Raw genomic sequence first — 14,892 nt, 5'->3', positions numbered from 1 at the left:
GCAGCTGACCCGCTTCAGCTGCACAGAAAGTGAAAAGGGCGTCTCGCGCCCGCACCGGACGGCTCCGTCCGATTTCTTCTTTTCCCCCCACGCCCGCCCACCGCGCCCCGGCCTCTCTGGCCTGGAGCGGGGCGGGCGTGCGCGTGGGTCTGGCTCGCCCCTTGGGGGCGGCACTTCATGGCGCCGGCCTTCAACGGCTGCGCTCACAACATAGAGGATAGATCTTGTCCATTCCAATCATGGCGCGGGCACAAGCTCGCCCGAACACCAGCCGGGCGCCTCAAGAATGCCCGGACCGCGCTCCCAAGAACTTCGCTGAACGGGACCCGTGCACCTATCACCTGGTGCGCGTCAGCCGCAACCGCAAGACAGGTCCGATTCCGGTGACAACCACGAGTGCGAACTCGTGCCCGCCGAGCTGCGGCTTCAAGGACAACGGCTGCTACGCGGAAAATGGACCCTTGGCCATTCATTGGCGCCACGTGTCCGACGGGCGGCGAGGGCACACGTTCGATGAGTTGCTCAAGGACATCGCCAGCTTGCGGCGCCATGCCCTGTGGCGGCACAACCAGGCGGGCGATCTGACGCCCGAAGCGCCTGGCGTCATCAATGCCCGACAGCTCACGAGGCTGGCCATGGCGAACCGGGGGCGTCGTGGGTTCACCTACACCCACTATCCGCCGACACCCGTCAATCAGGCGGCGATCCTCAATGCGAACAGGCTTGGCTTCACGGTCAACCTCAGTGCCGAGACCTTGGTCCAGGCTGACGCGTACGCGGATCTTGGCATCGCGCCCGTCGTGGTCGTCCTTCCCCAAGGGCTCGCCAAGCCGACCCAAACGCCGGCCGGGCGTCAGGTGATCGTTTGCCCGGGGAGCACCGGGAATTCCGATTGTCTGAACTGCGGCATCTGTCAGCAGCGTGACCGTACCTCGATCGTGGGATTCCCAGCCCATGGCAGTGGAGCAGGGCGCGTGCAGGCCGTGTTCCTTGGCAAGAGTTCGCGATGAGCACGTCTCGAACGAGCGACTCAGTAAAGACTGAGGAGCCTGAGTTCGACGAGGCATTTCTGGAGCGTGTGGACCGGGCTGTCTTGCTGTCCAAGCAGCGCGACCCATACCGTCTGGAGCAGGCCCGTCGCGCTCTTGAGCAAGAGGTTCATCTCGCAGCAATCGACACAGCACCCAGAGACCAGCGGCCTCGTAGAGGCGCATCAACAGCCATTCCTCATATCAAGCAAGGAGCCCTTCCATGACCCCTCGAAACATGTTTCACCGCAACCGAGCTGACCGGTTAGGCGGAGTTCGCAATGCCCCGCGACGCACCACAGTCGTTCTGAATTTGAAGGCGGCGGGGCGAAAGCCTAGGACTGCCGTCAACGAAACCAGACGATTCGCTTCGCTGCCGCGAGACAGCGCAGCAAGGATGCCAGCATGACCACAGCCGCAGGCCCACTGGAATATCTGGTTGTCTACGCGCTGGTCTTTTTGGCTGGACTCATCGTCGGCTTGGCATCCGGCCTGCGCGATCTTCTTGGCGGCTGATAGCCGCCTTTCAGCGGCAGAAAACCGCAAGCAACGGTGCGGTCTTCGCATTACGACCGATGAGAGATCTGATCTTCTGTTGATCGCTCAGCTCTCTGACCGATTGAGGCGACGCCGTTTTGTGAGCAAGGCCGCTCCGCGTTGCTGCCGCAGCCTTGCCTCACCGTTACGAAGAGCCCGACCTATCCGTGTCGGGGTCACTTCTTTGGTCGACGCTTGTGGGCGGTGGCTTCTTCGATCGCGAGCTTTTTCCGCTTCATGGTTTCTGCTCGCTTCAGCGTCGCAGCGGAGGGCGGTCGTGACTCATGCGAGGCCTGGTTCGATCGACGCTTGCTGCCACCAGGCACTCCCGATGGCGGCAATGTGTGCTCAATGCCAGCAAACAAATCGGCCAAAGTGACGTTCAAGCACCAGCATAACGTCCCCAAGCTGAAAAGAGATGGATTCGTTCCTCCTCGCTCGCACAACGAGACGAACGTCCGGTCCATCTCGGCCGCGAAAGCCAGATTCTGCTGGGTCAGGCCTCTTTCCTGGCGGATGCGTTTCAAGTTCTCCCCGAGCGCGCGAGAAAGAGCGTTGCCGCTGCTCGATTTTCGGTCGGGCCCTGGCGTCTGAGCGGCTGACGGAGCCGCTTGGGATTTCTGCGATTTCATGTGCCGCAGCGTCGGCAACATGACTTGTTTGGTCTGCGTTATATATGATGCGTTCTGTAAGCATCCGAGGAGACCAGGTACGTCTACTACGAACACCGCCGTCCGAGCGAGACAGGGAGCGCATCTGAATGCCAACGCGGCAGTCAGCAGTCGCCGAAATGTCCAGGAGGGAAGGGCGCGTCGCCCCGCCTAACCCAGCCTTTCCATCAATGCAGTTGAGTGCGCTGCAGCTCGTCCGAACCCCAGTCGTCTACTCAAACTTCGATTTCTCTCTCACCCTCCCGATCATGAAATCCACTACCAATATTCACTTCGCCAAGAACAACCAAACCCGCTTCGTCAAGCACGGCTACTCGTGGCAGCTCTTCTTCTTCGGACCGATCGCATTCCTGATGCGCGGCCAATGGCCGCTGGCGCTGCTGTGCGCGGTCTTCCTATACGCGACCTTCTTCGTCGTGGGTCTGGCCATCTTGCTGGTGCTCGACCCGGCCGAAGACTGGGTGGCACAGACCTGGGCGATCCTCATCGCCTGTGGCCTAGTCGGTCATTTCGGCAACAGGATCTCGGCACGCTCCTATGTGAAGAACGGCTGGGTGCCGGTCGATACCTTTCCGGCTGACTGGAATATCCCGCAGTTGATTGCGCCCAAGCCTGTCGACACCAAGCTCGGCTGAACGGCCTTCGACCAGTGCGGCTGCGCTTGGTCGATCGCTTCTAGTCCTCTCTCTTGAAGGCTCCCTATGAAAACCACGCTCGGCACCGTCTTCGCGGTGCTCCTTGCTGTCGTCGTGACGCCCCTGGCGCTCGCCAAGGGCATCGATCCGCTGACCAACCCCGATGCCGTAAGGCACCAGATCGACCGCTCGGCCATGGCGATCCAGATCCAGGGCTGGAGTCGCGACCTCAAGTACCCGGTCTACCCGATTCAGGTGCAGGCAGGTGGCAACGGCGTGTACTACACGACGACCGATCGCGCGAGCTCCTACAAGGAATTCGACTTCGACGAACTGCGCTGCGAGATCGGTGATGCCGATCCCGCTGTTCTGAAGGCGCCCGGCTATGCCTGTGCCGATGGCGTATGCATGACCAAGGAGGGCGCTGTGCTCGGTACCGACCCGCGCCGGCCGCGTAACCCCAAACATCGCTGCTAGGCGCCCCCTGAGTGGCAGCAATGGCGAGTACAGGCGAGACGGCGCCCAAGCAGTTCTGCCCCCTCCATATCCATCATCCCCACAACCATTTTTTACAGAGAAACTCTCAGATGATTCCCCTCAATGCCATCAAGTTGATCGGCCTCGGTTGCCTCTTGGCCGCGTTGACGGCCTGTGGTGACAGCAAGATTTCCGCAGTCAAAGACACGCGCTTGCACGGTGACGAATTCACTGTCGGCGAAACGCTGAGCAAGATCAAGGAATGCAAGAGCAGCGATTGGACCAGTGAGATCATGAACAATGCCACCATCGTTACGCACACATGCTCGATCAAGCTGACAGATGACATCCGTGATAAGGCGAAGCAGGCTGAACTCGCTGCGCTGAAAACCCGTTCGAGCCTTGCCGGCCTTTCAGTCAGCACAGACCTCAGCGGCGCGCGCAGTGCACAAGTAGACGCGGGGCGACGTTCCGAGGAGCGCGCGGCTCAAGCGGCCCAGAAGCTGGCCGAGATGGACCGCAGCATCGAGCGCGCCGCCAATGCAACCTGGAGCCCGTGGATCTCCTTGACCGGGGCCCCGCTAACGCGCCCGAGCGCGCCACCGGCCCCAGGCGTCTGGGAGGCCAAGCTGCAAGCTGACGTTGCCGTGCTGTCGAAGCAAAAGGAGGCGCTGCTCGCAACCTTTGAGGCGGAAAGGCAAAAGAGCGCTGAGGCGGCCCAGGCCGCGCAGCATGAAATCGACGAAGCGGCCCAATGGAGTGAAAAGTTCGAGCGCGAGGCCGTGCAAACACATGCGGCCGTGGTCAAGGATGTGGATGCGTTCTACAACAAGAACCACGACGTGAAGGTGAAGACGTTGTTTCGATACCGAGAGGGTGAAAATGCCGAGTTGCTCAGTTCCACTTTCACGGTGGATGACGTTGAGTCCAAGGGCACGATCCCGGTGTACCTGATGGATCCGAAGCGCATGGCTGAATACCTCGTTTTCATGACCAAGTACGGGCTGGGGATGAAGGCGCCTGACCTGTTCGACGAACGCTTTCCGATCGAATCCGTGCCTGGCGCTTATCCAGGCAAGCGCATATACAGGTACAAGGGCGCGAAGCCGGCGGGGTAACACCCGAGATCGACTCCGCGTACTGACCAACCTCGTGATGTAAAAGCGTCCGAACCTCTGCGGTTTGAACGCTTTTATTTTTTGTCTGAGATCAGCTTCAGCATCAAGGCACGAGCACCATTGCCGCACCGTCGATCATTTACGACGTCAGGGGCTCCCGATGAGCAGGCCAGTGCGCTCCTCGTCATACCCGACATGGATGATGCGATCCGTGTCTGCCAGGAAGACGGCCGCCTTGTCCAACAGGCTTGAACTCGACTCGTGCTGGTTGAAGTGATTGCCAGCGCCCCGGTACATGAACGTCTCGACTGCGCTGCAGTCGATCAGGTATCCAATACCTTGCGTCTGGGCCTTCCAGCCCTCCGAGAGCGTCTGTCGCATCGCGAACAGCTCGTGCGGGCGGGGACCATCGATCGCAAGCACGACGTGGACAAGGTAGTCGCTCGTGTTTCCGCGATCGACCTTGCGGATGGCACACACAATGGCCTCGCCGAATTCTTGGCGAAGATCGCGCAAGTAGCGGGCGCTGGCGTCCAGCATGAAGCCGTATTCATCTTGCCTGCTCGACATGGAATTGCGGCCCATGCACAGCTCGAATCGCAGGAAGGAACAGCCGGGGTGACGTTTGAGCCCTCCCGTGAGGTACGAGCGCACCTCACGCCCTCGAGCCGCATGCATGTCTTCGTGAAACTGCATTTTCCGCCCCATGCTGACTTGCTGTCCACGCTTGTTCAGTTCAACGAAAAACGCATTCACCCGGACGGCGACCGATGCGGCTGCGTAGCCCTGGGCGAACCAGCGCTCAACCTGCGCCAGCGGCCCCATCGCCGTTCCCTCCAAAAGGCCGACCTGTTGAAACACATCGACTGCAAGTTGCACCTGCGGATCAAAGCGCGCGTCGTCGCGCCGGGCGCGGCTCCAGAATTCAACGACAGAAACCACTTCGAGGAAGCTCTTCCCCAAGCGACTAGCCTTCCATCCGCGCGACGTGAGATTGAAGGCTGATGCCGTCATCGTGCTCGCGCAGAAGCAGGTCTTTGCGAAGGCCTTGATGGTTAATAGGTGGTCCCCGTAGCCCATTGTTTCCCAGCGTGGGAACAAACGGTCTGCCGGCGGCGTGGCGACGCTACCTTGAGGCGCATAGGCAGGCTGCCAGACTCGCGCAGGAGCATGAATCGGTGCAGGCTGCTGAATCTCGATGTCGCACATGCGCTCTGCGAGTGCCTGGCGCAGCAACTGGATCTTCGCTACCCGCGGCACAGCCTGAGCCGGCCGGCGACCACGAAATGCATGCGAACGGCTGCCTGCCGCGGGCTTCTGAGGGGGCAAGCCCCCATGCGTGTTCTGAGGGAACGGGAACATGGGCGCTTGTCTTCAAATGAACTTCATGAAATTCGCGCGCGCCTGCGCGACGGTGATTTTCAGGCGCGAGCCAGACACACGATCTTGCGGACGCCCCGCCTTGCGCAGCGGCCCCTTCGGAAAGCGTCCCTTGGAGAAGGTACGGAACCGCTTGTTCACGTCCAGCTTCACGAACAATCCGGCGAGCGTCAAGTAGCTCATGAGGAACTGCAAACCTGTGATCGTCTGCGGGTCGTCCAGATTCACGCGGCCGAGCACGGGATACGTTTGGTGATCGGCGTGCGCGTTGCCGTTGTAGATGTACCCACGTCCTTCGGTCAGGGACACCCACTTCTCGCCCAGCATCTCGACCAGGCCCACATGATCCTCGTTCCCGCGAGGATCGAGCATGATGAAGTAGTGCACGTGATATTTGCTCTCACGTCCGTATTCGAGTGCCCAGAAGTACCCCAACAGCTTTTTCCCAAAGCGGCGATGGAGCGAACGATGAAAGCGCTCGCGACAGGCCATGAACTCATCCAAGCCATCCAAGCTGGCCGCGTCGCCCAGCTTGACTGGCTCAGACCCGGCTGCGCGTTCGTACAAATCGAAGCGCAAGCCGATCACGTCTTTGCGACGCTGGGCCAGCCAGCCCACGGAGTCGCTCAGGCCGTTGAAGTTGTCCATCGCCCCTCGGCGGAAGTTTTCGTTCGCCGTCTTGACAGATTCCCGGCCGAGCGCTCGGCGCAATGCCCTCACGAACCAGAGTGCTTGAACCACGGTTTGATCGGCATCGTGCACCGAAACCGAGCGGTTGAAGTACGAGGACGGAAAGCCAGGCATCAGGCGGCGCAGGCGCGCAAAGACCTTGTAGACCGGGGAAAAGTCGTGCAGGGGGTAGTCCGCTTGGATTTGATAGAAGTCAGCGCACGCTGCGTCGACCAATTGCTGACCGAGCGGCGTGCAGCGCACGAAGCTGCGGGTTTTGCCGTGCTCCGCGAAGAAAGGCGGATCTGACGGGCGCATGACTTCTTTGGCCAGCTCATGCAGGAGCGAGATGATCCGGTCATGGACATTGGCACGCCCGACTTGGAGCCCCTGCTCAGGGTGCTCGTCGTTCTTCGGGGTCCATTCAATTGCTCGCTGGCGAAGAGCGAGCTTGGCCATGACGTCGTTGATATCCGCTTCTTCAGAGGAGGGCGTGATCGGTTCACGCATGTCATGATTGGGTTGTTTCATTTTTTGATGTGTCGGTTCACGCTGCCTTTGATGGCAGCGATCAATAAAAAAGAGAGACCTCACCATTGCTTTGAGGACGTTGAATCCTTCCGAAGGAAGGAGGCTTCATTTCTCGTATCCCCCAGGGAGAAGGAGGGTTTGCAATAGTGTTAGTGGTGATGACGCAATTCGAATTCGATGAGGTCGATGCGCTCGGCATCAAGGTGACTCGAATGCGCAGCGCTCCCACAAATCGGCGCTCACCGATATGCTGGCGCTTTGGCTCCACTGGCGGCATATAGTCCGCCGTCGGACAACCATCGTCACCCGTGTGTCCGATAGTTGTCCGCTGGCGGTTTAGTTCGTCGTCGAGTGAAAAATACTCAGATCCGGCCCGTGGTGAACATGGGCTGCGCAGACGGAGTTGCCGGTGCAACCTGCTGCGTGCGGGCGCTGCCAGCGTATTCGCCATACACGGGGCTCAGCTCGTACGGCATGGGCAGCGAGGGCTTCGCCTGCTCCGGCGCAGATTTTTTCAGGCAGGACGTGTACGTCCAGTATTCCGGGGGTTGGCTTGCTGCGACTTCGTCATTCCGCGCAGCAGGCAGTGGCTGGGCCATGGGCGCGGCGGCGATGGGCATTGCTGCACGCTTGCGGCGCATCACAACAGAGATCTGCTTGGGACGGCCATCAGTGCCAGTGGCGGAAATCACGCCGCGCACTACGTCGCGGTTCGGCGTGACGGCTTGCGCAGGCTGGTGCACGGGCTGCGTTTGGGGCACCGTCAACGACGAGGACGGCGGAGCAGTCGGGTGCGCCACTTCAGCGTGAGCTTCATCCCCTTGGCGGGAGTGGCGCTCGGCCAAGGCGATCCAGCTGTCGACCGCGGCCTCGCGCCAGTAGGGGATGCGACTGTTGGGAAAGTAGATCGGACGGGGAAAGGTGGTATCTTGGTACCGGCCTTTCGCCATTTTTGCGTGGAGCGTGCTCTTCGAGAAGGGGACCTTCTCGAGCAAGCGCTTCTTGCGGATGAGTTGGTAGTTTTGACCAGCCAGGGTTGGCGCTTGGTTCGCGTTGGACATCTTGGTTCTCCGTCGGTAGTGGTTGGTTGCGACGGGATCAAGTTTCTCCATATCGGACATCTTCAGACACTGCTCCAGCCTGGCAGACTCCCCTTGGTCAGCTAGGCAGACCCCCCAAATTCGGCTGAAAAAAGAGGGCACCGGGTGCGCAATGTTAGGTCTAGCCCAAATGCGACGCGATCTACGACTGACTCAGCCGCTTTTTCAATGATGGGATCAGTTCAAGCCGGTCGGGCATCGCTTTGATCCACGCTGTGATCGTTCCCTCAAAATCTCTCAAGGCCTTCTCGCCGAACTCTGCCTTCAGGTCCGCCTCAACACTGAGTGCTGCATTCGACTGGCTGAGCCAATCGTTGCGGCTGCGCATGATTTCATACGCCCTCGCCTTCATTGCTGCAGTCTGGCGGTGGCGAGCTTCGCCAGCCTTAGAGGCTTTGCTCTTGTTGAATAGATCAACAACAGTCTTGGTGAATATTTCTTCGGACCGGTTGGTCACCAGCACGACACCAGTGGACTTATGGGCATCGCACAAGAGCTCCCAAGCAAGATCTCGATCGCCAACTTGAAGTGCCCTGGCGGAGGCCACCGTATGCGCACAAGCCATATAGATCCACCACAGATCCGACTCGATAGCATCTCCCTCGATCTCGATGAATTCGGTCACCTTCTCGACTGACACGTCCCCCATGGGCAGAACGAGCTCGCCCGGGTTAGTGATCGAAGAATCGTTCATTCTGTTGAACACACGCTCCCTGAAGCCGTTCTGACCGTGCTGGGGTCTGATTTCAAAGTACTCACGTTCCAATGTGTTCAACAGGCGATGAGCTCGGTGCACGATTCGACGGAATTCTTCTGGGATGTTTTGGTCACTCTCGGTGTTCATTGGATAACTTCGGCCTCGTTGATACAGATTGAAACAATAAGACTAACATGCCAGCGACTCGATGCCAGTTGATTCTTCAATAGTGCGGCTTTGCCAAATGCTTGTTTCTCCCGAAAGAAGATCGACGTCGGGCGCCATGATTCGTGTCTTTGATTCGGTCTGCAGGCGCCGCGAATCATCGTGCTCTTGAGTTCGGGGCGCTGTGAGATGGGCTCGTTGCCGTCGTAAGCCGGCAAATCCGTTTTCCATGCGCGCCGCCTTTGACGTAGCTCGCCTGAGCCTAATCACTTGAAACGGCAAATCTGGGGCGAGGAAGCCATTCGCGATTCACGCCAACATGTCCGTGATGGTGCTGGATAGGACGTCATTGATGTGCCGGTTCAAGGCGCCTGTACCGAAGCTACAAACGGATTGGGTTTGGCTTGAAGTGCGGGGAAGCAGAGTCGGCAAGTCTTCATGCGGCCTGTTGCGGGAAGGGGATGACCTGCCCGTTGCGCCGGCTGTCAAGGTAATTTGCCCACCAGTCCATCAACTTGATTCGTTCAGGCAGTCGCGCGCCTCTGTCGTAGGCGGCGCGCACCTGATCGCGTTCCGCATGGGCAAGTTGACGTTCGATGGCGTCCGCGTTCCACCCTGCTTCGTTCGCCACGGTAGAGAAAAGCGCTCGAAAGCCATGGGCGGTTGCCAAGTATTTGTAGCCCATGCGCGCCATCGCGCTATTGAAGGTGTTCTCGCTGAGGGGCTTGGATGGGTAGAAGGGGCTCGGGAACACGAGTTCTCGATGGCTACTCAAAGGTTTCATGGCCTCCACCACGGCCACAGCCTGGGCCGACAACGGCACCACATGCTCGGTCCGCATTTTCATGCGCTCGGCAGGAATGCGCCACAGCTTCGCTCCCAGCTCAAATTCATTCCAGCGGGCACTTCGAACTTCGCCTGGCCGCGCAGCGGTCAGCATCAGCAGGCGCAGAGCATGAACCGTGTGTGGGTCGCCTTGGTACACGTCCAACTTGGCGAGAAACTCGGGTAGATCTGCGGGCCCGAGTGCGGCGCGGTGTTGGACACGCCTGGGCTTCAGAATTTCAGAGGGGACGAGGTCCACCATGGGATTGCGATCGATGTGTTGGTGTGTCGTGGCGTATCGGTAGATCGCCTTGACGCGCTGCAGAACACGCATCGCGATCTCCCCTGCACCCCGAATCTCGATTTTTTTCACCACATCCATGACTTGTCGCGGCGTGATCTCTGCCATGGGAACACTTCCGAGCGTCGGAAAAACGTCGGCCTCTAGCGAGGAGCGGGTGCGGGCCAGCGTATTTGCCTCCCAGCGTCCCGCTTGATGAGAAAGCCAGTCCTCGGCGACCGCTTGAAGTGTGCTGGTCGTTTCCTGAATGACTTTCTCCTTGGCGGCCTTTTTGAGTGCCCCGGGATCCTCGCCTCTGCTCAGAGTCTGCTTGGCCGTGAAGCGCTTTTCGCGTGCTTCTTTGATTCCCACAACCGGATACACACCGAAGGCGAGCAACTTCTCCTTGCCGCCGAAGCGGTACTTCATGCGCCAGTACCGGCCACCGTTCGGCATAACTTGAAGATACAAACCTTCGCCGTCGGTATAGCGACCGGGCGCGGTGAGATTGCGGACTTTGACGTCGGATAGCGGCATGATGCTGAGTTTTCAAGGGTCGGGGTATTTTTCGGGGTATACGCCAAAATCGAACGTTAGAATAGCAAGGAGTTATGCGGCCTGGAGCCAAGAGTTTGGTTCCTGGCGGCGACCACCTTCAAGACCGGAAATTCCGCAAGGGCTTCCGGTTTTTTCACTTCTTCCCCGACCCGGCGCGGCCTTGCAAGACAAGGCCGATCCGGAGATCCGCGCGACCGGGCCGTGACACGCCGTTGCACCCTGTCACCCGGACGCACGCATGTAAAAATTCCCCGCATGATGGAGCTCTCCGAACTGGACGAAACCAGCCTCGCAGCACACGCCGCCGAATGGCGTCGGCGCGCGCTGCGCGGCGAGAAACAGGCCCGCGGCATCGCACATGCCCTGGAGGCCGAGATGCGCCGCCGCTTCGGCGATTCGATTCCGCCGAGCCAGAGCGCCGACCTGGACACCCGCCCCCTGGCCCTGCGCCAGCCGCCGCGCCCGTGGTGGAAGTTCTGGTGAGCCGGCCGCGCGCCTTCGCCGCCTGATCTGACATCCCTCGCAGCCGATCATCGGTTGCAGCGCCCCGCCGGCCCTGCCACCATGGCCGCATGGCATACCAACTGCATTACTGGCCCACGATCCAGGGCCGTGGCGAATTCGTGCGGCTCGCACTCGAAGCGGCGGGCGCCGACTACGTCGATGTCGCGCGGCTGCCCGCCTCGCAAGGCGGCGGCGAGTCCGCGCTGGGCCGCCGGCTCAGCGACCCCGGCAACCCGCGCGCCGCGTTCGCACCGCCGTTCCTCGTCGACGGCGACATCGTGGTGGGACAGACCGCCGCGATCCTGCTGTACCTCGGCCCCAAGCTCGGGCTGGCCGGCATCGGCGAATCCGACGGCCTGTGGACCCACCAGCTGCAGCTCACCATCGCCGACGCGGTGGCCGAGGCGCACGACACCCACCACCCGATCTCGACCGGCGACTACTACGAAGAGCAGCGCGACGCGGCCCTGCAGCGTGCGCGCGCCTTCCGCGAAGCGCGCATCCCGAAGTTCCTGAACTGGTTCGAGCAGGTGCTGCAGCGCAACCCTTCGGGCGACCTGCACCTGGTCGGCGACGTGTTGACCTATGCCGACCTGTCGCTGTTCCAGCTGGTGGACGGCCTGCAGTACGCCTTTCCGAAGGCCGCTGCGCGGGCGCTCGACGCCACGCCCGCGGTCGTGAAGCTGCACGCGAACATCCGGCGACGCCAGCGCGTGCACGACTACCTGCAAAGTCCCCGACGCATCGCGTTCAATGAGGATGGGATCTTTCGGCGCTATGCCGAGCTGGACGGCTGAGGCTAGTCGTCGCCAGCTTCGTTGCGGATGCGCAGCGCCAGCTCGTACAGCGTGTTGCGCGGCGCGCCGCTGATCTCGGCGGCCAGCTTCACGGCGGTCTTCACCGGCAGTTCCGCCAGCAGCAGGCGCAGCACGCGCTCGCCTTCCGCGCCGCCGTCGCCGCTCACCGCCACGGGGTGCAGCACCAGCGCGAACTCGCCGCGGGTGCGGTCGCGGTCGGCGCCGAACCAGTCGGGCAGCGCGCGGGCGGCCACGGTGGCGATCTCTTCGAACTGCTTGGTGAGCTCGCGGCCCACGGTGATGCGGCGCTCGCCCAGCACGGCCAGCGCGCGGGCCAGGCTGTCGATGCGGTGCGGCGCTTCCAGCAGCACCACAGCGCGCGGCTCCTGCGCGAGGGCCTGCACGGCGGTGTCGCGCTCGCCGGCCTTGCTCGGCAGGAAACCCGCGAACACGAAGGCGCTGCTGTTGTGCGCGTTGCTCTCGCCGCCGTCGGCCACGAGCCCGGCCGCGCTCACGAGCGTGACGACGCTGCTGGCGCCCGGCAGCGGCAGCACGCGCTGGCCGGCCGCGCGCACGGCGGCGGCCAGGCGCGCGCCGGGGTCGCTCACGCCGGGCGTGCCGGCGTCGCTCACGTAGGCGATGCGCTCGCCCTGCGCGAGCCGCGCGACCACGGCCTGCGCGGCCTCGGCCTCGTTGTGCTGGTGCACCGCGAGCAGTTGCGCGCCGGGGCGGTCGATGCCGTAGGCGCGCAGCAGGCTCTGCGTGTGGCGCGTGTCCTCGCAGGCCACGGCGTCCACCAGCTGCAGCACATGCAGCGCGCGCAGCGTGATGTCGGCCAGGTTGCCGATCGGCGTGGCGACGACATACAGCGTGCCCTGCGGATAATGCTGCGCGCCCGCGGCGTCGAGCGCGGCCGGCAGGGCCGCGCCGAAGGAAGCAGGGGCGAGTGAAGCCAAGAGGTTTCTCCGTAGGGCAGCGAAAACAAGAACAGGGCAGGGAGCCATGACGACAAGCACCACGACGACGAAGCATCGCGGCGATGCGGCGGAAGACGCCGCGCTCGACCACCTGCGCCAGGCCGGCCTCGTGCCGGTCGCGCGCAATTATCGGACGCCGGGGCGCGGCGGCGGCGAGGTCGACCTGATCATGCGCGATCCGCGCGATGGCACGCTGGTGTTCGTCGAGGTGCGACAGCGCAGCGCGGGCTCGCACGGCGGCGCGGGCGGCAGCATCACGGCGGGCAAGCAGCGGCGCATCGTGCTGGCCGCGCGGCACTATCTGGGCCGGTTGCGCGCATTGCCGCCGTGCCGTTTCGATGTGGTGCTGATCGAGGAGAAAATCACCTGGCTGAAAGCCGCCTTCGACGCCGGCTGACGCACCCGCCAGGGAACTGAAGCCTTGCTGAAGGCTCCACCACTCAAACTTCTTGTTTCACGACCCCCAGTTATCATCGCGCCCCATGCTCGAGCAACGGATTCAGCAGCACTTCATCGACAGTGCCGACCTCAAATACCAGACCGGCCCGGTCCTCAGCAAACCCATCTCTCAAGCGATGCAGGCCCTGCTGGCCTGTGTGACCAGCGGCGGCAAGGTGCTGGCCTGTGGCGCCGGCGTGTCGGGCTTGCTGGCCGCACAGTTCGCATCGAACTTCGTGGGCCGCTTCGAACGCGAGCGCCCCGAGCTGGGCGCCATTGCGCTGCCCGGCGACACCACCGACCCGGCGGCCGACAGCCCGCAGGCCGCCGATGCCGACCGCTTCGCGCGCCAGGTGCGCGCGCTTGGGCAGGCCGGCGACGTGCTGCTGGTGCTCAGCGCCAGCGGGCAGTCGTCCGCGGTGCTGGCCGCCGTGCTTTCCGCGCATGAGCGCGACATGACGGTGGTGGCGCTGCTCGGCAACGCCGCCACGGGGCTGGCCACCGCGGCGCCCGGCGTCGGCGGCACGGGCGGCGCCATCGGCCGCGCGCTGCGCGAGACCGATGTACAGATCAGCGTGCCGCACGAGCGTGCGGCGCGCATTCACGAAATCCACCTGCTCGCGCTGCATTGTCTGTGCGACGGCGTGGATGCCCAGTTACTCGGAGAACAGGAAGTTTCCTCATGACCATGACGACCCTGACCAAGGCCTCGACCCAACGTTTCGCTCTGGCGCTCACCCTGGGCGCCGCCCTGGTGGCCGGACTGTCCGCCTGCGTGCCGCTCGTCGTGGGCGGCGCCGCGGTGGTGGGCGTGGGCATGGTGGCGACCGACCGCCGCAGTTCGGGCGCCCAGCTCGACGACCAGGGCATCGAGCTGCGCGCCGCGGCCCGCGTGCGCGACATCGCCAACGACAACATGTACGTGAGCGTCACCAGCTTCAACCGCCAGGTGCTGCTGACCGGCGCCGTCGGCAACGACGCCGACCGCCGCCGCGTCGAGGACGAGGTGAGCCGCGTGGTCAACGTGCGCTCGGTGGTCAACGAACTCACCATCGGCGCCCCGAGCACCTTCCAGGACCGCTCGAACGACCTGTACATCACCGGCAAGGTGAAGGCCTCGCTGCTCGACGCCAAGGACATCTTCGCCAACTCCTTCAAGGTCGTGACCGAGCGCAGCACGGTCTACCTGATGGGCATCGCCACGCGCCGCGAGACCGACCGCGCCACCGAGATCACGCGCGGCGTGACGGGCGTGGCGAAGGTCGTGCGCGTGGTCGAGGTGGTGAGCGAGGCCGACCTGGCCGCGAGCCAGGCGGCCAACCAGTCCGCCGCGCAGCGCGGCGGCACGGGCCCCGCACCGGTGAGCAATGCGACGCCATCGACGCCGGGTGCTTCCTCCTCGGGTTCGCGCGTGCCGCTGCCGCCGATGGAGCCGCTGCCCGCGCCGGCCGGTGGTGCAACGACCTCGCCGGTCCGCTGAAACCAAAAAGCCCGCTTCCGCGGGC

General features: G+C 62.7%; 16 protein-coding genes. 9 read left to right on the top strand and 7 right to left on the bottom strand.

Features of this window, described 5'->3' with window-relative positions:
- Nucleotides 1-224 precede the first annotated feature (224 nt).
- On the top strand, nucleotides 225-1,010 hold the full coding sequence (locus ACAM42_RS29870; protein WP_369630318.1) for a hypothetical protein: 786 nt from the start codon (nucleotides 225-227) through the stop codon (nucleotides 1,008-1,010).
- Nucleotides 1,011-1,741: 731 nt separating this feature from the next.
- Here ACAM42_RS29870 and ACAM42_RS29865 read toward each other — a convergent pair.
- Nucleotides 1,742-2,218 carry a helix-turn-helix domain-containing protein gene (locus ACAM42_RS29865; RefSeq protein ID WP_369630317.1) on the bottom strand — a complete coding sequence of 159 codons (477 nt, stop codon included), beginning with the start codon at nucleotides 2,216-2,218 and terminating at the stop codon, nucleotides 1,742-1,744.
- Nucleotides 2,219-2,484: 266 nt separating this feature from the next.
- Here ACAM42_RS29865 and ACAM42_RS29860 point away from each other — a divergent pair, with 266 nt between their 5' ends.
- The 3 genes from ACAM42_RS29860 (at nucleotide 2,485) to ACAM42_RS29850 (ending at nucleotide 4,466) form a co-directional block, all read left to right on the top strand.
- Nucleotides 2,485-2,871, top strand: coding sequence for a hypothetical protein (locus ACAM42_RS29860; protein ID WP_369630316.1), 387 nt, complete (start codon nucleotides 2,485-2,487; stop codon nucleotides 2,869-2,871).
- A 66-nt stretch (nucleotides 2,872-2,937) separates the two neighbouring features.
- Nucleotides 2,938-3,348 carry a hypothetical protein gene (locus ACAM42_RS29855; protein WP_369630315.1) on the top strand — a complete coding sequence of 137 codons (411 nt, stop codon included), beginning with the start codon at nucleotides 2,938-2,940 and terminating at the stop codon, nucleotides 3,346-3,348.
- Nucleotides 3,349-3,458: 110 nt separating this feature from the next.
- Nucleotides 3,459-4,466, top strand: coding sequence for a hypothetical protein (locus ACAM42_RS29850; RefSeq protein ID WP_369630314.1), 1,008 nt, complete (start codon nucleotides 3,459-3,461; stop codon nucleotides 4,464-4,466).
- A gap of 147 nt (nucleotides 4,467-4,613) precedes the next feature.
- Here the strand turns inward: ACAM42_RS29850 and ACAM42_RS29845 are convergent, their stop codons facing one another.
- The 5 genes from ACAM42_RS29845 to ACAM42_RS29825 form a co-directional block, all read right to left on the bottom strand.
- Nucleotides 4,614-5,828: a hypothetical protein gene (locus tag ACAM42_RS29845; protein ID WP_369630313.1), complete on the bottom strand. Its 1,215-nt coding sequence runs from the start codon at nucleotides 5,826-5,828 to the stop codon at nucleotides 4,614-4,616.
- 12 nt (nucleotides 5,829-5,840) lie between these two features.
- The gene (locus ACAM42_RS29840; RefSeq protein ID WP_369630312.1) at nucleotides 5,841-7,046 is read right to left on the bottom strand and encodes a hypothetical protein; all 1,206 of its coding nucleotides are present in this window, start codon (nucleotides 7,044-7,046) and stop codon (nucleotides 5,841-5,843) included.
- A 362-nt stretch (nucleotides 7,047-7,408) separates the two neighbouring features.
- Nucleotides 7,409-8,107 carry a helix-turn-helix transcriptional regulator gene (locus tag ACAM42_RS29835; protein WP_369630311.1) on the bottom strand — a complete coding sequence of 233 codons (699 nt, stop codon included), beginning with the start codon at nucleotides 8,105-8,107 and terminating at the stop codon, nucleotides 7,409-7,411.
- 181 nt (nucleotides 8,108-8,288) lie between these two features.
- Nucleotides 8,289-8,990, bottom strand: a complete 702-nt coding sequence (locus tag ACAM42_RS29830) for a hypothetical protein (RefSeq protein ID WP_369630310.1) — start codon at nucleotides 8,988-8,990, stop codon at nucleotides 8,289-8,291.
- A gap of 454 nt (nucleotides 8,991-9,444) precedes the next feature.
- A complete protein-coding gene (locus ACAM42_RS29825) occupies nucleotides 9,445-10,650 on the bottom strand; it encodes a tyrosine-type recombinase/integrase (RefSeq protein WP_369630309.1) in 1,206 nt (401 codons plus the stop codon).
- A 276-nt stretch (nucleotides 10,651-10,926) separates the two neighbouring features.
- Here ACAM42_RS29825 and ACAM42_RS29820 point away from each other — a divergent pair, with 276 nt between their 5' ends.
- Both ACAM42_RS29820 and ACAM42_RS29815 read left to right on the top strand, forming a co-directional pair.
- A complete protein-coding gene (locus ACAM42_RS29820) occupies nucleotides 10,927-11,154 on the top strand; it encodes a hypothetical protein (RefSeq protein ID WP_062481748.1) in 228 nt (75 codons plus the stop codon).
- A gap of 89 nt (nucleotides 11,155-11,243) precedes the next feature.
- Nucleotides 11,244-11,972, top strand: a complete 729-nt coding sequence (locus ACAM42_RS29815; RefSeq protein ID WP_369630308.1) for a glutathione S-transferase — start codon at nucleotides 11,244-11,246, stop codon at nucleotides 11,970-11,972.
- 2 nt (nucleotides 11,973-11,974) lie between these two features.
- On the opposite strand, the gene rsmI is transcribed toward ACAM42_RS29815, so the two are convergent.
- Nucleotides 11,975-12,928, bottom strand: coding sequence for a 16S rRNA (cytidine(1402)-2'-O)-methyltransferase (rsmI, locus tag ACAM42_RS29810; protein WP_369630307.1), 954 nt, complete (start codon nucleotides 12,926-12,928; stop codon nucleotides 11,975-11,977).
- Nucleotides 12,929-12,974: 46 nt separating this feature from the next.
- Here rsmI and ACAM42_RS29805 point away from each other — a divergent pair, with 46 nt between their 5' ends.
- The 3 genes from ACAM42_RS29805 (at nucleotide 12,975) to ACAM42_RS29795 (ending at nucleotide 14,867) form a co-directional block, all read left to right on the top strand.
- A complete protein-coding gene (locus ACAM42_RS29805; RefSeq protein WP_139701305.1) occupies nucleotides 12,975-13,346 on the top strand; it encodes a YraN family protein in 372 nt (123 codons plus the stop codon).
- Nucleotides 13,347-13,431: 85 nt separating this feature from the next.
- A complete protein-coding gene (locus tag ACAM42_RS29800) occupies nucleotides 13,432-14,073 on the top strand; it encodes an SIS domain-containing protein (protein ID WP_062482322.1) in 642 nt (213 codons plus the stop codon).
- On the top strand, nucleotides 14,070-14,867 hold the full coding sequence (locus ACAM42_RS29795) for a BON domain-containing protein (protein WP_095950095.1): 798 nt from the start codon (nucleotides 14,070-14,072) through the stop codon (nucleotides 14,865-14,867). Before ACAM42_RS29800 ends, ACAM42_RS29795 begins: the two co-directional genes overlap by 4 nt.
- Nucleotides 14,868-14,892 lie beyond the last annotated feature (25 nt).

The organism is Variovorax sp. V35 (genome assembly GCF_041154465.1).
Taxonomy (GTDB): Bacteria; Pseudomonadota; Gammaproteobacteria; order Burkholderiales; family Burkholderiaceae_C; genus Variovorax; species Variovorax boronicumulans.
The sequence above is the reverse complement of the archived record's forward strand: the minus strand, read 5'-3'. Positions and strand labels throughout refer to the sequence as shown.